Genomic DNA, 23402 nt, shown 5'->3' with positions numbered 1-23402 from the left:
CTGGCGGCGTCCGGGTCGGCCGGACGCCGCCATTCCCATCAGAACCGCTGGGTGAAGGCAACCTCCACGTTGCGCGGCGCGCCGTAGAAGTTGAACACGGTGGGCGAGCCCGCGCGCGAATAGTAGGTCTCGTCCAGCACGTTGTTGACGCGCAGCCGGATCTCGCTCTGCTCCGTCACCTCCCACGCGGCGGCCAGGTCGAGCACGGTATAGCCCTCGGCCTCGATCTCGCCCTGGCTGCTGACCGACTTGAAATCGCTCATCCAGGTGAAGCTGCCGCCCAGCGACAGCCGGTCCAGCGCGCCGGGGCCGAAATCGTACTGGGTCGCCAGCTGCAGCATGTGGTCGGGCGTGTAGCCCTTGAAGACCGCGTCCTCCATCGGCCCGTCGACGTATTTCATCTCGGTGTAGGTGTAGCCGCCGAAGACCTGCCAGCCGGGCAGGATCTCGCCCGACAGCTCCAGCTCCAGGCCGCGGCTCTCGACATCCATCGCGTAGTAGTCGGAGGTGCCGAGCGCCACCTCGGCGCGGTTGTCCTCCTGCAGGTCGAAGAGCGCGACCGAAGCGTTCAGCGCATCGAAGAAGCGCATCTTTGCGCCGATCTCGATCTGCCGCCCCTCGGCAGGATCGATCAGCTCGTCCTCCGCGTCGGTCTCCGTCTGCGGCTGGAAGATCGAGGTGTAGCTGGCATAGAGCGTCGCCCAGCCGGTCACGTCGTAGGTCAGCCCGCCATAGGGGGTGAAGCGGCCGTTCTCGCCGATATCGTCGGTCACCTCGTCCGTCACCAGGTCGGTCGAGCTCTGGTCGTACCAGGTGAAGCGGCCGCCCGCGATCAGGTTGAGCCCGCCGAGCGGCTGGACGCGCAGCTGGGAATAGATTCCGTAGCGTTCCAGCTCGGTCTCGGTGCGCGCGGAGTAGTCGACATCCGGCTTGGCCACGTCGGAGACGTCCCAGTCGTCCAGATCCCAGCTGCCCGCGATGGCGCCGCGCGCCTGGTACATGCGCGAGTCGACCTGCTGCCAGTCGGCGCCGAGGATCAGGTTGCCGGTCACCTGGCCGAAATCGAAGGGCAGGCTGGCATAGGCGTCGAGCGCCAGGCTGTCCTCCTGGTATTGCCGCGCGAGCCAGCTCAGGCGGCTGATCTCGTTGTTTTCGTCCGCGGCCGAGCCCGCATAGGCATAGAGAAACTCGACATCGCGGGTCGAGTAGCGCCCCGAGAATTTCAGGAAGCCGCCGCCGTCGAGCTCGTGGCGCAGCTCGAGGATGTAGTCGTCCACGGTGTTCTCGAAGTCGTTCCAGTCTGCCATCGTCGTGGTGGAGCGGTCGACATCCAGCAGCTTGCCGTCCCCGTCGGTCGGCAGGCCGTTGAAGGGCGAGATGTCCCGCTCCATGTGGCTGAGCGTGAAGGTCAGCGCGGTGTCGGGGGTGATGTCCCAGGCCAAGGTGCCGTAGGCGACATCGACCGCGTTCTCCTGCATGTCTACGAAGCCGTCGCCCTCGTCATGGGCGAAGACCGCGCGGCCCCTGAGCGTGCCGCTTTCGTTAATCTTGCCGGTCACGTCGCCCTCGATCCGGCCGCGGCCGAAGCTCTGGCCGGTCACGGTGACATAGCCGCCGAACTCTTCCTGCGCGCGCTTGAGGCTCATGTTCACCGCGCCGCCGGGCTCGCCCGTGCCGACGAACAGACCGTTCGGCCCCTTCAGGATCTCGACATGGTCGACGATCGCCAGGTCGGGCTGGGTGCCGTAGATCGACGAGAGCGGCGCCGGCAGGCCGTTGAAATAGAGGTAGTCCATCTCGAAGCCGCGCACGAACAGCGAGGACCGGCCGAGATCGTTGTTCAGCACCAGCATCCCCGGCGCCTTGGCCAGCGCGGAATCGAGCGAGGTGAAGCCGCGGTCGCGGATCTGGCTGTTGGTGATCACCGTGGTGGATTGCGGGATCTCGCGGATGTCGCGGACCTCCTTCTCGCCGACCGAGACCTCGTCGGTCGTGTAGCTGCCGGTGCCTTCGGTTTCGTAGCTGGAGGCGTTGACGGTGATCTCGCCCAGGACCGTGGCCTCCTGCGCGGTGGCCGGGGCGGCGAGACAGGTCGTGGCCAGAAGCAGCCGGCGGGGGGAAAGGCAGGGCACGGGCGGGATCCTTGTGGTGGCGCGTTAAACCGAGTATTCTTGTCGGATTATTAGCCACCTCTCTCCGGGACGGTAGCCAGGGATCTTTGCCGGACCGCCAGATGTCTTTGCCGGAGCGCATTCCGGCGACGGACCTGGCGCGGGCCGGACCGGATGCGGAGCCATGGAATGACGGCAGGACCGGCGGCGCAGGTGCGCGCCAAGCTCGACGGAACGATGACGGCAACGGGGTTCGGCCCCGGCTTCGGGATCCACACGCTGGATGCCACGGCACGCGAAGGCTTCGAGGTGCGCGCCACCCGCGCGCCCGGGGTGATCCTGCACTGCTTCCTGGAGGGCCGCACCGAGGCGCGGCTCTCGGGCCGCACGATGGGGCTTGGCCAGGCGGGCGACGCTCCGCCGCGGCTGGTCTTCACCGCAACGGAAGAGCCCGAGCCCTTCCTGCGCCGCGCGCGGGCGGGCGAATACGTGCGCAAGGTGAACATCAACCTCGGGCGGGACTGGATGGAACGGCACGGGCTGGCGCTGCCCGCGGGCACGCGGCGGATCGCCCTGCCGCTGGGGAGCGAGGATGTGGCCGGATTCGAGCGGCTGGTGCGGCTGCCCGGCACGGCGGCGCCGCTGGACCGGCTTGAAGGCGAGGCGCTGGCCCTTACTCTGGTGGCGCGCAGCTTCGCGCGGCTTGCCCCGGCCGCCGCGGGCCGCGCGCTGGCCCCGCATGACCGGCGGCGGCTGGCGCGGATCGAGGCCTTCCTGCGGGACGGCACCGGCCCCCTGCCCGGCCTCGGCGAGATCGCCCGGGAGGGCGGGGTCAGCCTGTCGACGCTGCGGCGGCTCTACCGCGAGGCGCACGGCACCACCGTCCAGGCGCATCTGCGGAGGATCCGGCTGGAATCCGCGCGGCGGGCGCTGCGCGCCGACGCGGTGCCGGTGGCGGAGGCCGCGCGGATCGCAGGCTATGGCAGCCCGGAAAATTTCGCCACCGCCTATCGCCGGGCCTACGGCGAGCCGCCCTCGGCCAGCCGCCGCGGCGCGGTGCCCCTGCCGCCGCATTGACCGGATGTGCTATATACGCTATATGACTTTATCAAATAGCACCACTAGGAAACGCCATGTCTGCCCCCGCCCGCCCCCTTCCCCCGCACGAACCCGCAGCCCGGCTGATCGAGGACGGGCGGATCACCGCCCGGAGCGCAGGGGCGACGGATGTGCATGTCGACGTGACGCTGGAGGCGGCCGGGCTCGACCTGCCGCCGGGCACGGCAGACGCGATCGGCGCGCGGCTCTCGGCAGAGCTGAGCGCGGAATTCGGCGCGCTGGTCTCGGCCTACCGCGCGCGGCTGGAGGAAAGCCTGGTCAAGGGCCAGGACGCAGCCCTGCGCGAGGCGCTGAACCGGGCACGGCTGCAGACGCGGCTGCTGGACGGACTGCCGATGGCGGACCAGGCAGAGGCCTGCGAACTGCTCGGCCTGTCGCTGGCGAACCCCTCGGCGACGATGAAGCGCAAGGAGCAGAAGGGCGAGATCCTGCGCTTCTCGGTCGAGGGACGGGCGCGCTATCCGCTCTTCCAGTTCGACGTCGAAGCGCGGCGCATCCACCCGGCCATGGCCGCGATCCTGTCGCGCCGTCCGGACAGCTGGAGCGATTTCCGGCTGCTGCACTGGCTGACCCGGCCGCATGCCGCGCTGGACGGCGCAACCCCGGCGGCCACGCTGGGGCACCGGCCCGCGGAGGTGCTTGCCGCCTTCGGGCTGGCGGCGGAGCGTCCGGACCACGGCTGATGCGCTTCGAGATCACGGTGCCCGACCCGTCGCGGCTGCGCGCGGAGAAGGCTGCCTTCGCCACGATCCCCGCCGGAACGGAGCTGCACCGCATCCATCCCGCGCGGTTCGGCGCCGCGGCCTTCAACGACACCGACCGCGGCAATGCCCGGTTCTCGCCGATCCGCAACGCACGGGGGGCAATCATCCCGACGATCTACGCGGCAGAGAGCTTCGACTGCGCGGCAGCCGAGATCATCCTTCGCAGCCCGGACGTCCCCGCAACCGATCCCGCCACCGGGCGGCCGCCGCTGACGATCGTCTTTCCGTCGGATTACGCGGGCCATGCCCACAGCACGCTGGCCACGGCTGCGGAGCTGACGCTCGCCGACCTGACCGTGGCGGGACAGCGGGCGCTGGGGGTGGAGCACAATGCCCTGATCGCCGGGCCGACGGCCAGCTATCCGGCAGTGCGGGCCTGGGCCGAGGCGATCCATGCGGCGCTGCCGCGGGCGCAGGGGCTGTTCTACCACTCGCACCAGCTGGGTCCGGCCTTCGCCCTCGTGCTGTTCGGCGACCGGGCGGCCGGAGCGCTGGCGCCCGGGCAGAGCCGCAGCGTGGCCTCGCCCGGATGCCACCGCGGCATCGTCGATCTCGCGGACCGGCTGGGGATCGAATACATCGAGCTGTGAGACCGCCTCAGGCGGCCTCCTGCTCCATCGGCGCGACCACGGTGCTGCGGAACTGGTCCATGCGGCTGCGGATCTCCTCCGCGTCGATCTCCAGCAGCTCCAGCCGGCAGCAGGTCTCGGCCCATTCGCGGGCGATCAGGTCCGGCGCGTCGCCCAGCGGGCAGCCGTAGCTCGGCACGATGCGGCGCAGCTTGGCCTGCCAGTCCGGGCTGGCCGCACGGTCGGGGAAGATCCGCTCCAGCAGGTCCAGCATGATCGGCGCGGCTGTCGAGGCCCCCGGAGACGCGCCCAGCAGCGCCGCGATGCTGCGGTCGGCATCCGAGACGATCTCGGTGCCGAGCTTCAGCTCGCCGCCATGGCCCGGCTCCTTGCGGATCACCTGGACCCGCTGCCCGGCCTGCCACAGCCGCCAGTCGCCGTCCTTCGCCTCCGGATAGTATTCGCGCAGCGCGGCCATCCGGTCCTTCTCGGTCAGGCGCAGCTGGCCCGCGAGGTATTCCACCAGGCCAAAGTTGCGCACGCCGACCTGCAGCATCGGCATCAGGTTGCGCCCGGTGATCGAGCTGGGCAGGTCCCAGAGCGAGCCCTGCTTGAGGAACTTGGTGGAGAAGGTCGCGAACGGCCCGAAGAGCAGCATGTCGCGGCCGTCGATGGTGCGGCGGTCGAGATGCGGCACCGACATGGGCGGGCTGCCGGCCTCGGCCTTGCCGTAGACCTTGACGCCGTGCTGCGCGACGATCTCGGGGTTTTCGCAGACCAGGAAGGAGCCGCCGACAGGGAAGCCCGCATAGTTGCGCGCCTCGGGGATGCCCGACATCTGCAGGAGCGGCAGCGCCCCGCCGCCCGCACCGAGGAAGACGAAGCGCGCATCGACGCATTCAGTCTGCCCGCCGTTCGTGGCGGTGCTGGTCACGCGCCAGCCGCCTGCCGGGTTGCGGCGGATGCCGGTGACGGTGCGGCCGGTGCGCATGGCGAAATTCGGGCGCTCCGACAGCGCGGCCACGAATTGGCGGGTGATCTCGCCGAAATCGACATCGGTGCCCTGCGGCGCCCAGGTCGCGGCGACGGGCACCTCCGGATCGAGGCCCTGCATCATCAGCGGCGCCCATTCGGCGATCTGCGCGCGGTCGTCGGAGAAGCGCATGCCCGCGAAGAGCGGGCTCCGCACCAGCGCCTCGTACCGCTTGCGCAGGAAGGCGACATTGGCCGCACCGCGCACGAAGCTCATGTGCGGCGCCGGGCTGATGAAGGATTTCGGGTTCTTCAGGACGCCGGTCTCGACCTGGTGGGCCCAGAACTGGCGCGAGACCTGGAACTGCTCGTTGATCGCGACCGCCTTGGCAATGTCGATCGAGCCGTCCGCGGTCTGCGGCGTGTAGTTCAGCTCGCACAGCGCGGAATGGCCCGTGCCGGCATTGTTCCAGCCGTTGGAGCTTTCCGCGGCTACGCTGTCCAGCCGCTCGGTCAGTTCGATCGACCAGCCGGGTTCGAGCTCTTGCAGCAGCACGCCCAGAGTCGCGCTCATGATGCCTCCGCCCACCAGAAGCACGTCCACCTGCCGGTCTGCCCGCCGTTTCCTGAATTCCATCATGACACCCCTATCGTCCAGGGCCTCCCCGCCGCGAAATTATCTTGCGCGGCCGCACATGCAAGCGCCGCATTGCGGCATGGTCACAACCCTGAGGTGTGCACGGGAACGTGATAATCCGATGTGAATTTTTAACAATCTGATTTTCAATTATCTTTTTTGGAACACGTTTCCGCTGCGCGGCGAAAACAGGCGAGTGACTCCTGTTTGATGCAGATCAAACATGCATCCAGCGTATGGCTATGACCGCATTTCCGTGCCCCTGCAGACCGGCCGCGGCGCGGCGGACGGGACCTGCCGCAGCGTCCCGGACAGACGACCTGACCAATTTCCGCCCGCCTGGCCGCGCTTCCGCCGCCCTGCAGCGCCGCCGCGGGACTCGGTCCCTGCGGCACCGGGCGTCCTGCCGCGCGGAGGCCGCGGCGCGTCCCGTCCGGCAGGTCCTGCAGAGCTCCGCCACGGCGGCCGCGCGGACCCGGCGTCATGTGGTAAATATTTAGTCATTTGCGGAAAACCGGGCGGCGGCGGCCCTTTTCCCGGCGGCGGGTCGCGACGTCATGTCGCTGGATGGGCCGGAAAACTCTTGACCTTTCGGGCCTTCCGCGGAACTTCTGGGGCCGGGACGCGGGATTGCCGCGGGCGGCGCGAGGGGCGCCGAGCGCAGGCCCGGGATCCTTCGGGGAATTGCAAGGCGGGACAGCGCACCGCCGGTTTCAGGCAGATCGGCCGCAGCGGCGCGGGGTTTGGTGATTTGATGACGACAAGCGGAAGCCCCAGCGGGCAGCTGGCCCTCGAGGTCACCGGAATTCGCAAGACATTCGGCGAGCAGGAGGTCCTCAAGGGCATCTCGCTGAAGGCGCACGAGCATGACGTCGTGGCGATCCTCGGCTCCTCGGGCTCGGGCAAGTCGACCTTCCTGCGCTGCATCAACCTGCTGGAGACGCCCACCGCCGGCGAGGTACGCGTCAAGGGCGAGCTGATCAAGATGGGCACGCGCCACGGCGCGCCCGCCCCGGCCGATCCCAAGCAGGTCGACCGCATCCGCTCCAAGCTGGCGATGGTGTTCCAGCAGTTCAACCTGTGGCAGCACATGACGATCCTGGAGAACGTCACCGCCGCGCAGATCCACGTTCTGGGCCGCGGCAAGGCGGAAGCCGCCGAGAAGGCCGAGGCGATGCTGGCCAAGGTCGGCGTCGCCGACAAGCGCGGCCACTATCCCAGCCAGCTCTCGGGCGGCCAGCAGCAGCGCGTCGCGATCGCCCGCGCGCTGGCCATGGACCCCGAGGTGATGCTCTTCGACGAGCCGACCTCGGCGCTCGATCCCGAACTGGTCAACGAGGTGCTGCGCGTGATGCGCGGCCTGGCCGAAGAGGGCCGCACCATGCTGGTCGTCACCCACGAGATCGGCTTCGCCCGCGAGGCGGCCAACAAGGTCATGTTCCTGCACAAGGGCGTGGTCGAGGACGAGGGCGAACCCCGCGCGCTCCTGGCCAATCCCAATTCCGAACGCTTCCGGCAGTTCCTGTCGGGCAGCCTGAAGTAACCTTTCCGCCGGGCCGGGCACGACCGCCTGCCCGGGCACCGACCCAGACAAGGATGACACTGCCATGTCCCGACTGACTTCCCTTCTCGCGGCCACCCTGCTTGCCGGCGCCGCACTGCCCGCCCTGGCGCAGGAAACGCTGACCATCGGCACCGAGGCCGCCTATCCGCCCTTCGCCTTCGTGCTGCCCTCGGGCGAGCTGTCGGGCTTCGACATCGACATCACCAACGCGCTCTGCGAGGAGATGAAGGTCGAGTGCACCATCTCGAACCAGAGCTTCGACGGGCTCATCCCGGCGCTGAACGCCGGCAAGATCGACGCGATCATCGCCTCGATGTTCATCACCGAGGACCGCCTGAAGGCGATCGACTTCGCCGGGCCCTACTATGTCACGCCGGGCCTGTTCATCGGCCCGAAGGACGCCGATTTCGAGCTCACCCCGGAAAGCCTGAAGCGCAAGTTCATCGGCGTGCAGCGCGGCACCACCATGGCCGCCTATGTCGAGGAGAAGCTGCCCGGCGCGCGCGTCCAGTACTATGACACGCTGGAAGCGGCGACGCTGGATCTGGTCTCCGGCCGGGTCGACCTGGTCTTCGCGGACTCGGTCGTGATCGAGGAATTCCTTGCCTCCGACGACGGCGCGGGCTTCGCCCAGGTCGGCGAACCGGTCAGCGATCCGCTGCTGGGCGAAGGCGCCGGCATCGGCCTGCGCAAGGACGAGACGGAGCTGAAGGCGAAGTTCGACGCCGCGCTGGCCGCGATCATCGCCTCGGGCAAGTATGCCGAGATCAACGCCAAGTACATGAGCTCGGACATCTCGCCGAAGTAACCCCGCAAAGGAGGAGCGGCGCATGCAGCCGGTGATCGACTATCTGCCGCTGCTCCTCCAGGGGCTGGCGACCACGCTGAAGCTGGCGGTCTCGACCGTGATCGTCGGGCTGATCCTCGGGCTGCTGCTGGCGCTGGCAAAGCTCTCGCCCCGCGCCTGGCTGTCGCGCCCGGCCTTCTGGGTGACGAACTTCCTGCGCGGCATCCCGGAATTCCTGGTGCTGCTCGTCATCTATTTCGGCGGCACGCAGGTGCTGGGGCAGGTCTTCGGCGACAAGGCCCCGAATGTCAGCCCCTTCCTGGCCGGCCTGATCGCGCTCGGGGTGATCTTCGGCGCCTACGCGTCCGAGACCTTCCGCGCCGCCTTCCAGTCGGTGCCGAGAGGCCAGATCGAGGCGGGCCGCGCCTACGGCTTCTCGGCCTGGCAGTGCTTCCGCTACATCCAGATGCCGCAGATCTGGCGCGTCGCGATCCCCGGGCTCGGCAATCTCTGGCAGGGATCGGTCAAGGACACGGCGCTGGTTTCGGTGGTCGGGCTCGACGACGTGATGCGCAAGGCGCAGCAGGCGGCGCAGACCACGCGCGAACCCTTCACCTTCTACCTCGTGGCCTCGCTGATGTTCCTGATCATCACCCTGATCTCCATGTGGCTGATCGCCAAGGCCGAGAAGCGCGCCAGCCGCGGCGTGGCAGGAGCGCGCTGATGCAGGTCTTTGCCGACATCCTGACGGAATACTGGGCCGATTTCCTTTCCGGGGCCTGGCTGACGCTGCAGCTCGTGGTCATCTCGGCGCTCCTGGGCGTGGCGCTGGCCATCCCGCTGGCGCTGGCGCGGCTGTCCGAGAACCGCCTCGTCGCGGGCGCGGCCTCTGCCTATTCTCTGTTCTTCCGCGGCACGCCGCTGCTGGTGCAGATCTTCCTCGTCTATTACGGGCTGGGCCAGTTCGATTTCGTCCGCGGGTCGTTCCTGTGGCCGGTGCTGCGCGAGGCCTATGTCTGCGCGCTGATCACCTTCGTGCTGAACACCGCCGCCTATTCCGGCGAGATCGTCCGCGGCGGCATCCTCGCGGTGCCGAAGGGCGAGATCGAGGCCGCGCGGGCCTGCGGCATGAACACCTTCAAGGCCTACAAGCTGGTGATCCTGCCGCGCGCCTTCTCGATCTGCCTGCCGGCCTATTCCAACGAGGTCATCATCCTGATGAAGGGCACTTCGCTGGCCTCGACGATCACGCTGCTGGAACTGACCGGCATGGCGCGGCTGGCCGCCTCGGACACCTACCAGCCGATCCAGGTCTTCGTCATCGCGGGCGTGATCTACTACCTGATGACCCTGCTGATCAGCTGGATCTTCGGCCAGCTCGAAGCGCGCTACAACCGCTACATCACCCACGCGCGCTGAGCCGGGCGCGGCGGGCCACGGCCCACGACCGCGGGCGGCTGCCCGGACGGGCATCGTCCGGACCGGGCCGCCCGCAGCCGCCCATGCGCTGGCGGCGATCCAGTGCCCGGCCGCACTCGGGCGGAGCCAACGCAGCCGCTCCGGCAGCAGCGGCCGTCCCACCGGCTCCGCTTCGCTGACCGGCCTCCCGGAGCCGGTCCCCGCGGCCAACCGCCTGCCATTGCGGCGCAAGGCGGCGATCCTCTTCCTGCCGACGCCCGCGTTTCCCTTCGCTGCCGGAGCGGGCCCCGGCGGCACCGGAATTGCTGCATCGGCCTGCGGCCCAGCCGCCCGGCGCCTCAGAAATCGTCGCGCGGACAGGCGAGGTCGAGCCAGGCCGTCGCGCCGTCCTGTCCGCCTTCGCGCGCCATGACGCCATGGATCCCGGCATTCTCGCCCGCCACCGCGGCACCGGCCTCCTCGGACAATCCGACGACCAGCCGTTCCAGCAGCGCAGCGGATGCCGCGACATCGCCCGCACGGCTCACCGTGCCGTCGCGCAAATCGACGCTGTCGCCCGGACCGAAAACGGTCAGGCGGACGCCGTTGGCGACGAAATTGTCGCTCTGCAGCACCAGCTGCGCCGGGTCGATCTCCACCAGCACGAAACCGTCGAGACCGGTGGCCTCCAGCTTCATCCCGGCCTCGGAGGCGATCACCGCGCTGTCCTCGAAGATCCCGATGCCGAAGCGCTCGTTCTCTTCGGCGCAGGCCACGACCAGACGGCCCAGACGTTCCTGGCTGATCAGGTTCTGGTCGACGATCCCCGCCGCGAAGAGGCCGATGCCCTCCTGGATGGCCAGCCCCTGGTGGCCGACATCCGACGACACGCCGAAGCGCAGCGCCTCGTAGGTGGAGCCGCCCGCGATCATCACCCCTGACAGGGCCGCCGCCGCGCCGCTGGCCGCGATCAGCGGCGCGCCCTTGGCATGGGCATGGGCGATGGCGCGCAGAAGCGCGCTTTCCTCGCCGCGGTGGAGCAGCGTCTCCACCAGCCGGATCTGGTTGCCGCCGCAGAACAGGAAGCCCGACATCGCCTCGACATCCTGCAGGAAGCCCGCGTCATGGGCGGCATATTCCACCGTGTCGATGGTGACCTCCAGGTCGATCCCCTCGATCCCGTGGCGGGCCAGCATCTCGATATGGTCCCGCGCGGTCGCGCGCGGCTCGGCCGAGGCCGAGGCCAGCACGCCCACCTTGCCGCCCTTCAGCAGCGCGAACGGCGCCTCGGTCATTTCGGCGGCCGAGCGCAGCGGCGAGGAGCCCAGCAGCACGATCTTCGCCTCGGGACGCGGGTCCATGCCGAAGGTCCGGGTCTGGCGGCGGCCCATCCGGTCGGCAAGCCGCGTCGCGCTGAGCTTCTCGGCCAGGATCGTCGTGCGGAAATTCAGCGCCGTCATGCGCAGGCCGGTCTCCGGCGTCGAGATCATGCACCTGGTCTCGCGCTCGACCCGCTCCAGCGTGACCGAGACGTTGAAGGCGCTTTTCGCGTCATAGGCCTCGACGCTGTCCTGGCGGTAGACCTTGGGGTCGCCCAGCACCAGCCGCGCCATCAGGTCGTAGAGCGTGTAGGCGCCGAAGGCGTTGCGGCGCGAGCGCGGCCGGCCGCGATAGGCGATGTCGCGCTTGAGCACCTTGCGCTTGGCGTCGGCCGGATGCGGCCGCCCCGTGCGCAGGTCGATCCAGTCGCCATGGTCGAGATAGCTCAGGCGGAAATCCTGGTAGCTGCGCAGGTTGGCATCGGTCTCCATCCCGGTGGTGTCGACCAGCATGACGCCGTATTCGCCGACCACCTTGCCCGCGCCCCCCTCGACGATCAGCGCGGTGTTCTCGTCGATGCCGAAGCCGGTGGTCTGCCCGGTGGCATGCATCGCCACCACCATCCGGCCGAGGCGGCCGCGCTTGATGAAATGCTGGTCGACCATGCCGAAGGGGAAGAAGCCCAGCCCGTCGCCGATCAGCAGTCCCGGCGCCTCGGGGCGCTCGGTGACGCCATGGACGACGGATTCCAGCGACGTGCCGCCCAGCAGCATCGGCTGGGACATCATCGCCGCCCCGGCGCTGGAACCCGCGAGCAGCCCGCCCTTGGCGAGGCAGGCGGTGATCGCCCGGTGCGACGCGGTCAGCACCCCGCCCGGGGCCAGCGCCGCCAGGATGTTCGCCTGGTCGCCGCCGGTGAAGTAGAAATGGCCGTATTCCGCGATGAGGGCCAGCAGGTCCGGATCGCCCGCCCGCAGCGCCGCCTGCGGCCCGTAGAGCGGCGCGACCGCGGCCTCGAAACCGTGGCTGCGGAACGCGTCGAGGCTTTCCTCGCCCACCGCCTCGGGCTCGGCCGAGGCGGTCGGGAAGACCAGGATCCGCCCGCCCGACAGCCGGTGCATCTCGCCGTAGATATCGGCGTTGTCATCCTCGAGGCGGCCGCCGATCACGGCCAGCTTGCGGCCCCCCGAGGCCGAGAGCGCAGCCTTCGATGGAAATTTCGCCATGTCGCGTTGCCGCTCCCGTTCAGGTATCCAGGACGATACGGACCCCGCGCTCGTCGCTCATCAGGCGGTACCCTTCCGGCACGTCGAAGCCCGCGGCAGCGACGAGGGTTTCCGGCGGGACCGGCTGCGGCGCCTCCTTCGGCTTGAAGTAGATGATCTTCTTCCAGCAGCGCGTGATGCCGTCGCAGAAGATCAGCACGAGGTCGTTCGGCCGCGCCATGTCCAGCGCAGCCTGCACGGACTCTTCTTCCTTGGGCACGATGTCAATGGCCTCGGGAGAGACGCCGAGCGCGATCAGTTCGTCGCGGATGATGCCCGGCACCTCCTCGGGGGTGCGGCCGCGCGGATTGTCGTCGCTGTGGCAGATGTAGTGGTCGAACTTGCCCGCCACCTTGGCGGCGATCGCCTTGATGTCCTGGTCGCGCCGGTCGCCCGGGCAGGTGACGCAGACGATCTTCTTGCCGATCGGCTTCAGCCGCTCCACCACGTCGACCATGGCGCCGACTGCCGCCTCGTTGTGGCCGTAATCGAGGATCACGCGGAAGCCGTGCTCGTCGAAGACGTTCATCCGGCCCGGACTCTGGAAGAAGCTGTTGTCGAAGGTGCGCAGGCCCGTGCGGATCTGGTCGAGCGACAGGCCCAGCGAGAAGCACATCGCCGCGGTGAACATCGCGTTCTCGACATTGTGGAGCGCCTTGCCCTCCAGCGTCGCCGGAATCAGGTGGGTCCAGATCAGCGGGATCTGGTGGCCGTGCTCGTAGATCACGATCTGGTCGCCGTTCAGCCCCTGCTCCAGCACCACTGCGCGCTTGCCCAGCTTGATGTGCTCGCGCACCAGCGCGTTGTCGGCGTTCCTGGTGACGTAGCAGATGTGCTTGGCCTCGGTGTATTCGGCCATCTTCAGCGTGTAGATGTCGTCGGCATTGAGCACCGCGCAGTCCTTGGCGACCTCGACGACGAGGCGCTTGACCTCCGCGAGTTCGTCGATGGTCTCGACGCCGCCCAGGCCGAGATGGTCGGAGCTGACATTCAGCACTGCGCCCACGTCGCAGAACTGGTAGCCGAGGCCGGCCCGGACGATGCCGCCGCGCGCGGTTTCCAGCACCGCCATGTCGACGGTCGGATCGCGCAGCACCATCGAGGCCGCGGTCGGGCCGGTCATGTCGCCCTTCACCGTGACGTTGCCGTCGACATAGACCGCGTCGGTCGAGGTCTGGCCGACCGTGAAGCCCGCCATCTTCAGCACATGCGCCAGCATCCGCGCGGTGGTGGTCTTGCCGTTGGTGCCGGTCAGCGCCGCGACCGGGATGCGCGCGGGAGTGCCTTCGGGGAAGAGCATGTCCATCACCGCGCCGCCCACGTCTCGGCCCTCGCCCTCGGAGGGGGCGATATGCATCCGCATCCCCGGCCCGGCATTGATCTCGCAGATCGCGCCGCCGGTATCGCGGTAGCTCTGGGTGATGTCGGTGGTCAGGAAGTCCACGCCGCCGATGTCGAGGCCGACGGCGCGGATCGCGCGCTCGGCCATCAGCTTGTTGTCGGGGTGGATCACGTCGGTGACGTCGATCGCGGTGCCGCCCGTCGACAGGTTCGCGGTCTTGCGCAGGTAGACCACCTCGCCCTCGGCGGGGACGGTGCCGTGGTCATAGCCCTTCTCGGCCAGCAGCTTGTCGGCCACCGCGTCGAGCTCCAGCCGGGTCAGCATGTTCTCGTGGCCCTTGCCGCGGCGCGGGTCCTCGTTGACCTTGTCGACCAGCGCCGCAACCGTGCTGGAGCCGTCGCCGACGACATGGCCCGGCATCCGCTTGGCGGCCGCCACCAGAACGCCGTCAACCACCAGCAGCCGGTGGTCGTCGCCCTGGATCATGCTCTCGACCACGACCCCCGAGCCTTCCTTGGCCGCGATCTCGTAGGCCTCCTCGGCCTCCTTCTCGGTCATCACGTTGACGGTCACGCCCCGGCCATGGTTGCCGTCGATCGGCTTGATCACCACCGGGAAGCCGAAATCGGCCGCGACCTCGGCCGCGTCCTCGGCATCGCGCACGAAGCACTGGTCGGGCACCGGAAGGCCCAGATCCGACAGCAGCTTGGTGCACAGCTCCTTGTCGGCGGCGATCTCCACCGCGATATGCGAGGTCTGGCTCGACAGCGCCGCCTCGATCCGCTTCTGGTACTTGCCCTGCCCCACCTGGATCAGGCTGGCATCGTTCAGGCGCACCCAGGGAATGTCGCGCTCCTCGGCAGCCTTGACCAGCGCCAGCGCGGACGGGCCCAGCGAGTTGCGCTCGGCGAAATAGATGAAGTCCTCGACCGCCTCGCGGATCGTCTCGGGGCTGGTGTCGTCCTGCGGGGCGATCAGGTCCAGGATCAGGTCGCGCGCCGTGTCGCCGGCCATCAGGCCGATATCCTCGGATTCATAGCCGAAGAGCACCTCGACCTCGTCGGGATGCCTGGCGGGACGCGAGAAGGCCAGGCTGCCCGGCGCGCCGGCCTGGGCCTGCAGCGCCAGCGCCAGCTGCGCCATCAGCTCGCCCAGCCCGCAATCCTCCGCGGTCTTCGCGCGTTCCAGGAAGGGCGCGCCGGTCTCGTCGGCCGCCTTCGACAGCGCGGGCACGTAATCGAGCAGCGGCTCGATCAGCAGGCCGGCGAATTCCGAGACGGGCTTGCCGGCGCGGCGGTGCAGATCGACCGTGAGGCGGATCAGCGGTTTCTTCGAATAGATGTTCGGCCCGACATAGACCGAGGTCTTGACAATCTGCATGCTCAATCTCCGCTCCGACCGTAAAATTCCGCGATACCCCATGCCTACCCCCCGTGACGGGGGGCCGGAAAGGAAAATTTGACGTTCCGCCGCGTCGGCCGTGCCGCAGCGCGCCGCATTGACCGGGAGCAGCTTTTTTTCCACACAGGAACTGACACTGTCGACATCGCGGAGCACTGCCATGACGGATTCGACTGACGAACGCACGCTTTCCCCCGCTTCCCCTGGCGCCGCATCCGGACCTTCCCCCGCGGGACGCGAGCTCCTGGGCTTTGGCCCGGAGAATCTGCGCTCGCTGACGGTGCTGCGCTTCGGCACGCCCGGGGCGCGGCCCAAGGCCTACATCCAGGCCGGGCTCCATGCCGACGAGCTTCCCGGCATGCTGGTGCTGCGCAAGCTGGCCGCCGCGCTGGAGGAGGCCGCGGAGAAGGGCGCCATCGCGGGCGAGATCGTGCTGGTCCCCGTCGCCAATCCGATCGGACTCGCGCAGGTCCATGGCGGCTACCTGCGCGGGCGCCATGACGACGCGACCGGCGAGAACTACAACCGCGGCTATCCGGACCTCGCCGAGATGATCTCCGGCACGATCGGCGGCAGCCTCGGCGCCGACCCAGCGGCCAATGTCGCCGCGATCCGCGCCGCCATGGGAGAGGCGATCGCCGGGCTGCCGGTCCGCACCGAACTCGACGGGCTGCGCATCCGGCTGATGGAGCTGGCGCATGACGCCGACATCGTGCTCGACCTGCATGCCGACAACGAGGCGCTGGTGCATCTCTATACCGGCAACGCGCTCTGGCCCGCTGCCGCGGATCTTGCCGCCGAGATCGACGCCCGCGCGGTGCTGCTGTGCGATCTCTCGGGCGGGCATCCGTTCGACGAGGCCTGCTCGGGTCCGTGGTGGGCGCTTGCCGCCGCCTTTCCCGAGGTTCCGGTGCCGCCCGCCTGCATGGCCGCGACGGTCGAGCTGCGGTCCAACAACGACGTCGACGAGCGGCTGGCCGGGGACGATGCCGCGGCGCTGATGCGCTTCCTGAAGCATCGCGGCGCGGTTGCGGGCGAGGCCGGCGCGCTGCCGCGGCTGCTGTGCGAGGCAATGCCGCTCGAGGCCATGCAGCAGGTGATCTCGCCGGTCGAGGGCATCGTGGTCTATCACGTGCGCCTCGGCGACACGGTTCGCGCAGGCGAGGTCATCGCCACGGTCACGGACCCGCTCGGCGGCACGACGGATGTCGAGGCGTCGACCGACGGGGTGCTCTTTGCCCGCCACGACCAGCCCTACGCCTGGCCCGGCAAGGTGATCGGCAAGGTGGCCGGCAAGGATCCCCTGCCCGAGCGAAGCGGCAAGCTTCTCACCGACTAGAGTCCGGGTTCACTGCCGTGGGCATGGCATCGGGGCCATGGCCGGCACGGAGACCGGCGGCCGTCCTTCCCGGCGGATCGCGGCTCGGCGACAATCCTCGAGACGGCAGAGCAAGCCGGTACCTTTCATGAGGCCCCTCGACTGTTCGGCCCGGCCATGGGGCCGCCACCGGCTGATGGCCCGGGGAGCGCGTCGGCGGCCCCACAGGCTCGCGGCATCTCCTCGGGCTGATCCAGACCGCCCCAGCCGCCGTCCATAGCCGCGTGCGGCACAGCCGGCGCCCGGGTCACGCCATTTGCAGTCCTCACGGCGCCCTGCCGGGCGACCTCGTTGCTCGCCGCGGTGACGCAGCCCTTGCATCACGCGGCGGAGCGCGCAGTTGCGCTTGGCTGCGAAACCTTGAGCTGGGCTCCTGCGAGACGGGTCGAACCGCCGTGTCCGCAGCGATCCGGCGGCTCCACTGCAGAGCTTGGGCAAACTTGCGCATAGCAAGCGCGCTGCCCGCTCGGACAGGCCTGCATGCCCCCCCGGACCTGGGCGGTCCGGAAACCGTTTCCGTCAAATCGTCGATAAAATGCATCGAAATCCGGTCCGTTTCTAAGGCTTTGAACATCTTTGGTCAGCACTCTGCCTCGCGAAAGCAACTGCCGGGAAGGGCTGGACATGATCAGATCGATATGCGGGGCGCTTGCCGCGGCTGTCGCGCTTGCGGCATCTCCGCTGATTGCGGAAGAGGGAGTGACGGCGGACAGCGTGAGCTTTGCGCAGGTCGCCGCGATGGAGGGGCCGGCCGCGGCCCTGGGAACCGGCATGAACCTCGGCATCCGCGCCGCCTTCGAAGAGGCCAATGCCGCAGGGGGCGTGCATGGCCGGAAGCTGGCCGTCGAGGCCTTCGATGACGGCTACGAGCCCGACCTTTCGGTCGCTCAGGTCCGCAAGGTCATCGACGGGAATGCCCATATCGGGCTGATCGGGCCGGTGGGCACCCCCACCGCGCTGGCGACGCAGCCGCTGGCGACGGAGGCACGGATGCCGTATATCGGGCCGTTCACCGGCGCGGGCTTCCTGCGCGCTCAGGACTTGGCGAACGTGGTCAACATCCGTGCCACCTATGGCGCGGAAACCAAGGTCTGGATCGACTACCTGGTGGGCGACCTGGGCCTGGCCAAGATCGCGATCCTCTACCAGGATGACGGTTTCGGCCGGGTCGGCCTCGACGGCGTCACCAAGGCGCTGGCGGACCGGGACATGGAACTGGTGGCGCAAGGGACCTACACGCGCAACACCGTGGCGGTGAAGACCGCGCTGCTCGACATCCGCAAGGCCGCACCGGAGGCGGTGGTGATGGTCGGCGCCTACAAGCCGATCGCCGAATTCGTCAAGCTCGCGCGGAAGATGAAGATGGATCCGGTCTTCGTGAATATCTCCTTCGTCGGCTCCGAAGCCCTGGCAGGGGAACTGGGGCCGGAGGGCGCGGGCGTGATCATCAGCCAGGTGGTGCCCTTCCCCTGGGACGCGTCCATCCCGCTCGTCGCGCAGTACCAGGCTGCCCTCAAGGCCGTCGCGCCCGAAACCCATCCCGGCTTCGTGACGCTGGAAGGCTACGTCACCGGCCGCGTCGCCATCGCCGCACTGCAGGCGGCAGGCAGCGATCTCACCCGCGAAAGCTATCTCGCGGCGCTCGGCAATCTCGGGACGCTGGATCTGGGCGGGTTCACCCTGGCCTACGGCCCCGGCGACAACCAGGGCTCCGACGCCGTCTTCCTTACCGAAATCGGACCGGATGGCGGCTTCAGGCCCGTCACGCTCGGCGGCAGCTAGGCTGGCCCCGCGCCGGCAGGCAAATGTCCCGCGCCACAGCGCGCGGGACGCATTCGCAGCTGCGGACCGCACGGTCCCAGCCTTCAGTTCGGGTACGGATAGTCGGAAATGAAACAGGTTCGCAATCTCTCCGGAAGCATCCTCGCGCGGGTGATCGCCATCCTTGCCGCCCTGGGTGCGATGACCATCGCGGCGGTGGTCATCGGCTGGACCGTTTTCCAGACCATCGCCGGCGGGCTCTCGGAATTCACCGAGCAGCGCATCCCGCAGCTGCAGCAGAGCGCGGAGATCAACGCTGCCGCTAGCGAGCTCCGCGGCCGTCTGGCCGACATGATGGGCGCACCGACTGCGGAAAGCCTTGAAAAGGCGGACGCAGAGACGGAGGCAACGTTGTCGCGGGCTGCCGCGCTGATCGGCGGGCTCTCGGCTGACAGGGCGGCGGCGCTCGGCCCGCAACTCGAGTCCGCCGGGGCGGCACTGGAAGAGCTGCGGACCGCGCGGCGCGCGCAGTTCTCCGCACTGGACGACATCAGCGCTTCGGTCGAAAGGGCCGCGGCGCTGGAGAACAACGTGGGCATTGCGCTGGCGAATGCCGTGGACTCGGCCTATTTCGATGTCGTCATTGAGGGCGAGGATACGATGGCACAGGTCGATTCCGGCCTGACCGAACTTCTCGACAGCGACGTCGCACTGCTGACCTCGACGCTCCAGGCGCGGGCGGAAATGAACCTGATCAGCGGCCTGGCGCTGAGCGCGGTGCAAACCCGCGATCCGGCGCTCACCTTGATCTTGTCGGATGTGGCGCGGACCTCGAACGGAACGCTGGCCGGGCTCCAAGATGTCCTCTCGGCCTCGTCCCGGGCCGAACCTGCGGCGCAGGCCATAGCCGCGGCGCGCGGCGAGCTGATGCAGGCCTTCGCGGCGCCGGGCCAGGCGGCCCGTCCCAGCGCGAGCCGCATTCTCGACCTCCGGCGGGAGGCCGAAGTCGCCCTGGCGGCCGCTCTCGATGACATCAACTTCGAGCTGGTGATCAACGGAGAGGACACCCGCGACGCGAACCAGGCAGCGCTCAGGACGCTGCTCGATGAACAGGTTGTGCGGATCCGGGATATCGGCGCCCTCGAATCCGCGTCGAAGCAGTTCTTCGCCCAGGCCCTCCAAGTCGCGCTGTCGCGCGACGAGCTTGAACTGGCACAGCGCGACCGCGCCCTGCAGGCCTTGTCGGCGCAGCTCTCCGGGCTGGCTGCCGGTGAGGATCCCGACCTAGCGGAGCAGATCGGGAGCATGCTGGCGCTGGCCGATGCAGAGGGCGGAATCGCAGCCAGCCGCAGGGCCGGGCTCGAGGCCAGCGCGCGAGCCTCCGCTGCCGGCCTGGATGCAAGCCGCGCCGTATCCGATATCGCCGAACAGATCGTCAGCGCGAGCGCCCAGGAACGTGCCGCCATTGCCGGAACTTCGACTCTCATTGCGGGTGAAGTTTCTGCCGCCAAGACGCGCATGGGCGTCGTTGGAGCGGTCGCACTCACGATACTCGTGGCGTCGCCGGTCCTAGCCTGGATGATCATCGTCCGGCCGCTGAACCGCATCACGGGCGCGACCGAGCGCCTCTCGCAGGGCGACCTTTCTCCGGTCTCCGGACTGGGGGCTTCCGGCGAGTTGGGACGGCTCGCCGATGCCCTGCGCATTTTCCGGGAAAATGCGCAGGAACGGCTGCGCCTGCAGGAGGAAGAACGCCTCCGGGAGGAAGCGGAGCGCGCGCGCGCGCGCGATGAGGAAGCAGAAACCAGGCGCCGCGAGGCCGAGGCGCAAGCGCTGGAACAGGCCCGTGCAGAGGAAGCAAAGGCTAGGGAACAGGCCGAAGCGGCACGGGAGGAAGAGCTGCGCCGCGAGGCCGAAGCGCAGCGCAGCGCCCATGCTGCCGAGCAGCAGCAGGTCGTTGCCGCCCTGGCGCGGGGATTGCACCACCTGTCCAAGGGAGATCTGACACATCGCATCGAGATGGCCTTTCCGGAGGCCTACGAAGCGCTCCGTCGGGATTTCAACATGGCGATCGGGACTCTCGGCGGCGTCATCCGCCAGCTTGCGGACTCGGTCATGGTCATCGGTTCGTCTTCGACCGAAATTGCCCAGGCCTCGAACGATTTGTCCCACAGGACCGAACGCGGCGCTGCAACCCTGGAACAGACGGCCGCAGCGCTGGAGCAGCTGACGGCCTCGGTTTCCTCCTCCGCAGAGGGCGCGCGCCGCGCCGATGGGCAGGTCTCATCGGCCCGCCAGAGCGCCGAAATGAGCCGCTCGATCATGGCAGATGCCGTGTCGGCGATGGGCAGCATCGACGATTCCTCGAAACAGATCAGCAAGATCACGTCGGTTCTGGATGACATCGCCTTCCAGACAAACCTGCTGGCACTGAATGCCGGGGTGGAGGCAGCCCGCGCGGGCGAAGCCGGGCGCGGCTTTGCCGTCGTTGCCTCGGAAGTGCGCGGCCTCGCGCTCCGCGCGGCCGATGCCGCCAGCGAAATCAACCGGCTGATCGACGTGTCGACCGGGCACGTCAAGAACGGTGTTTCCTCTGTTGCCCAGGTGGAGGCTGCCTTGGAGACAATCATTTCCTCCGTGGGAGAAATTTCGGGCAACGTAGCCGCCATCGCGTCGACCTCAAACGAGCAGTCCACCGGCATAGGAGAGATCAACGCTGCCGTTGGCCAGCTTGACTCCGCAACGCAACAGAATGTTGCAATGTTCGAGGAAACTGCCGCAGCTTGCAGCACGCTCGAACACGAGGCCGGGCTGCTGTCGAGGGTCGTCAGCGGCTTTTCTGTTCCGGCAGAAGACCGGACGGAAACGGAGCCAAGTGACAATGGTGGCCGGAAGGTGGCCTAGATCATGATCGGTTGAACGCAAATGCCACCCCGAGGACGGCGGGCTGGCCCGATCCGGATGTCCTGCGGCATCCGGCGGAACGGCAGCCGGGTCGGGCCCTGTCCGCGGTCAGTCCCGGCGGGGCGGCGTCAGGTCCGGCGGCGGCCCGCCGAGATCGGCCAGCAGCGAGGACAGCCCCAGATCGCCGGGATTGGCGGCCACGGCCTCCTCCAGCACAGAACGCGCGGCATCCGGCCCGTCGAGCGCCGCCGCCAGCCTGGCACGCATCACCCAGGCGTCGACATATTGCGGGTCGAGCGCGGTGACTTCGGCAAAGGCCTGCGCTGCCGCCGGGAAGTTGCGCAGGGTCAGCGCCATGCCGGCCAGCTGCACATGCGTTTCGGGAAAGTCGAGCCGCGCCGCCATCGCGCCGCGCCATTCTCCCTGCGCCCTGCGGAGGTTCTCCGCCATCGGCCCGGGCAGATGCGCCACCGGCGCGCCGAGCAGCGCCCGCGCGGCCGCGATGCGGACCGAGCGCGAGGGATCGCCCAGGAGCCCGACGATGCGCTGCACCCGGAGCTGCGCATCGGCGCCGCGCTGCGCGTCGATGGCTGCCGCGCGCACCAGCGGATCGGGATCGGCCAGCAAGCTCTCGACCGCATCCGCCTCGGCCGGTCCGCCGCCCTGGCCCAGCAGCCAGAGCGCCGTGGCGCGCACGATGCCCGGCTCCTCGGACCGCGCCAGGACCGAGAGGTCCCCGGCCGCGGCCACCGGATCGGCGGTGCCGCGTGCGAGGATCTGGCCGTAATGCGGGCCGCGATGCGTGCTCTCCGGGAACCAGTCCTCCAGCACCGCGGCGGCCCAGGCTGGGTCGCGGCCCTCATGGCAGCTGGTGCAGGCATCCGGCGCGCCGGTCTCCGCGGAAAGGTCCGGGCGCGGGATGCGGAAGGAATGGTCGGCGCGCCAGTCATTGCCCATGTAGACCGCTTCGGGCATGTGGCAGGACTTGCATTCGGCGCCTGCGCTGCCTGCCGGATGATGGGTGTGCTCCGGCCCGTCGAACACCTTGAGCGGCAGGCTGGGGAAATCGGGATTGCCGGCCGGGCTGTGGCACTGGGTGCAGACGGCATTGCCCTCCGCAATGCGGCCGCCCGAATGCGGGTCGTGGCAGTTGGTGCAGGTCACGCCCTTGGCCTGCATCTTCGACTGCAGGAAGCTTCCCAGCACATAGACCTCGTCGCGGATCTGCCCGTCGGGCCAGTAGAGTCCGGGCCGCAGCAGCGACAGGTTGTAGGCGTCGTGATAGGGCGTTCCGGCGGGCGGCGAGGCATCGGAATAGGCCTCGCGCCGGGAATGGCAGCCGCCGCAGGCATCGAGGAAGCTGGCCGGATCCGACAGGTCGGCAAGGCCGTAATCCGCGGGCGGCTCTTCCTGCGTGTCCTGCAGGCGGCTGGCCCAGGCGACATGCGCGGCGCCCGCGCCGTGGCAGGACTCGCAGCCGACGCCGATCTCTGCCTGCACCGAGGCGTAGCTGCGGGTTTCGGGATCGTAATCCGCCTCGAACCCGGTGGCATGGCAGACCGCGCAGCGGCCGTTCCAGGTCTTGTAGGGGCCGGTCCAGTGCATTGCGTCGGACGGCGGCGGGTTCAGCCCGGGATAGAGGTGGAACCAGCGGCCCTGTTCGGTGTCCCAGACCACGTCGAAGCTCTGCAGGCGGCCCGCTTCCGTCTCGAACAGGTATTGCTGAAGCGGCTCGATGCCGACGACCGACTGCACCTCGTAGCCGGTCACGCTGCCGTCGAGCTCGGTCACCTCGGCATGGCGCGAACCGTCGGCGGCGATGCGGAACCGGACCTCCATGCCGCCGAGCGAGAAGGAGGTGCCGTCGAAATCGGCGCGGATGTTCCCGGGGGTGGCCGCGGTCCAGGCGGCGGCGTGATGCGAGCCCGACCAGGCCTCCGCCTCGGCGTCGTGGCAGCCGGTGCAGATCTCCGAACCGGCGAAGCCCGCATCCTGCGCGGCGGCGGAGGTGCAGAAGAGCAGCAGGAGCAGGCAGGCCAGGCGGATCATGGGGACGGCTTCCGGAACGGGACAGGTGCCGACACCCTGCCAAGGAAACCGTCCCGCGGCC

At 68.9% G+C, this 23402-nt stretch carries 15 protein-coding genes; 10 read left to right on the top strand and 5 right to left on the bottom strand.

Features of this window, described 5'->3' with window-relative positions:
- Positions 1-38: 38 nt before the first annotated feature.
- Positions 39-2132: a TonB-dependent siderophore receptor gene (locus tag HCC78_RS02575; protein WP_172327177.1), complete on the bottom strand. Its 2094-nt coding sequence runs from the start codon at positions 2130-2132 to the stop codon at positions 39-41.
- Between the two features lie 168 nt (positions 2133-2300).
- Here HCC78_RS02575 and HCC78_RS02570 point away from each other — a divergent pair, with 168 nt between their 5' ends.
- Genes HCC78_RS02570 through HCC78_RS02560 form a run of 3 tightly spaced genes read left to right on the top strand, consistent with a single transcriptional unit; the run spans position 2301 to position 4584 of the window.
- Entirely contained in the window at positions 2301-3188 is an 888-nt protein-coding gene (locus tag HCC78_RS02570; RefSeq protein ID WP_172327176.1) for an AraC family transcriptional regulator, read from the top strand.
- Between the two features lie 56 nt (positions 3189-3244).
- Entirely contained in the window at positions 3245-3913 is a 669-nt protein-coding gene (locus HCC78_RS02565; protein ID WP_172327175.1) for a hypothetical protein, read from the top strand.
- Positions 3913-4584 (top strand): RES family NAD+ phosphorylase, encoded by a 672-nt coding sequence (locus tag HCC78_RS02560; protein WP_172327174.1) that lies wholly within the window; start codon positions 3913-3915, stop codon positions 4582-4584. The genes HCC78_RS02565 and HCC78_RS02560 overlap by 1 nt, the downstream gene beginning before the upstream one ends.
- Positions 4585-4591: 7 nt before the next feature.
- Here HCC78_RS02560 and mqo read toward each other — a convergent pair whose 3' ends face one another.
- Positions 4592-6172, bottom strand: a complete 1581-nt coding sequence (gene mqo / locus HCC78_RS02555) for a malate dehydrogenase (quinone) (RefSeq protein WP_256368200.1) — start codon at positions 6170-6172, stop codon at positions 4592-4594.
- A gap of 754 nt (positions 6173-6926) precedes the next feature.
- On the opposite strand from mqo, the gene HCC78_RS02550 reads away from it, so the two are divergent.
- The 4 genes from HCC78_RS02550 to HCC78_RS02535 all read left to right on the top strand — a co-directional run bounded on the left by HCC78_RS02550 (position 6927) and on the right by HCC78_RS02535 (position 9942).
- Entirely contained in the window at positions 6927-7715 is a 789-nt protein-coding gene (locus HCC78_RS02550) for an ABC transporter ATP-binding protein (protein WP_172327172.1), read from the top strand.
- A gap of 64 nt (positions 7716-7779) precedes the next feature.
- Positions 7780-8544, top strand: a complete 765-nt coding sequence (locus HCC78_RS02545; protein ID WP_172327171.1) for a transporter substrate-binding domain-containing protein — start codon at positions 7780-7782, stop codon at positions 8542-8544.
- 22 nt (positions 8545-8566) lie between these two features.
- On the top strand, positions 8567-9247 hold the full coding sequence (locus HCC78_RS02540; protein WP_172327170.1) for an ABC transporter permease: 681 nt from the start codon (positions 8567-8569) through the stop codon (positions 9245-9247).
- A complete protein-coding gene (locus HCC78_RS02535; protein ID WP_172327169.1) occupies positions 9247-9942 on the top strand; it encodes an ABC transporter permease in 696 nt (231 codons plus the stop codon). Before HCC78_RS02540 ends, HCC78_RS02535 begins: the two co-directional genes overlap by 1 nt.
- A gap of 338 nt (positions 9943-10280) precedes the next feature.
- Here the strand turns inward: HCC78_RS02535 and HCC78_RS02530 are convergent, their stop codons facing one another.
- Positions 10281-12467 (bottom strand): cyanophycinase, encoded by a 2187-nt coding sequence (locus tag HCC78_RS02530; protein WP_172327168.1) that lies wholly within the window; start codon positions 12465-12467, stop codon positions 10281-10283.
- 19 nt (positions 12468-12486) lie between these two features.
- Positions 12487-15228: a cyanophycin synthetase gene (gene cphA / locus HCC78_RS02525; RefSeq protein ID WP_172327167.1), complete on the bottom strand. Its 2742-nt coding sequence runs from the start codon at positions 15226-15228 to the stop codon at positions 12487-12489.
- 181 nt (positions 15229-15409) lie between these two features.
- Here cphA and HCC78_RS02520 point away from each other — a divergent pair, with 181 nt between their 5' ends.
- The 3 genes from HCC78_RS02520 to HCC78_RS02510 all read left to right on the top strand — a co-directional run bounded on the left by HCC78_RS02520 (position 15410) and on the right by HCC78_RS02510 (position 21292).
- Positions 15410-16588 (top strand): succinylglutamate desuccinylase/aspartoacylase family protein, encoded by a 1179-nt coding sequence (locus HCC78_RS02520; RefSeq protein ID WP_172327166.1) that lies wholly within the window; start codon positions 15410-15412, stop codon positions 16586-16588.
- Between the two features lie 663 nt (positions 16589-17251).
- Entirely contained in the window at positions 17252-18409 is a 1158-nt protein-coding gene (locus HCC78_RS02515) for an ABC transporter substrate-binding protein (RefSeq protein WP_172327165.1), read from the top strand.
- A 108-nt stretch (positions 18410-18517) separates the two neighbouring features.
- A complete protein-coding gene (locus HCC78_RS02510) occupies positions 18518-21292 on the top strand; it encodes a methyl-accepting chemotaxis protein (protein ID WP_172327164.1) in 2775 nt (924 codons plus the stop codon).
- A gap of 108 nt (positions 21293-21400) precedes the next feature.
- Here the strand turns inward: HCC78_RS02510 and HCC78_RS02505 are convergent, their stop codons facing one another.
- A complete protein-coding gene (locus tag HCC78_RS02505; RefSeq protein WP_172327163.1) occupies positions 21401-23341 on the bottom strand; it encodes a multiheme c-type cytochrome in 1941 nt (646 codons plus the stop codon).
- Positions 23342-23402 lie beyond the last annotated feature (61 nt).

Origin of the sequence: Mangrovicoccus sp. HB161399 (genome assembly GCF_013184745.1) — a bacterium.
Lineage (GTDB): Bacteria > Pseudomonadota > Alphaproteobacteria > Rhodobacterales > Rhodobacteraceae > Mangrovicoccus.
Note: the sequence above shows the minus strand (reverse complement) of the source record. Positions and strands in the feature narration are given on the sequence as shown.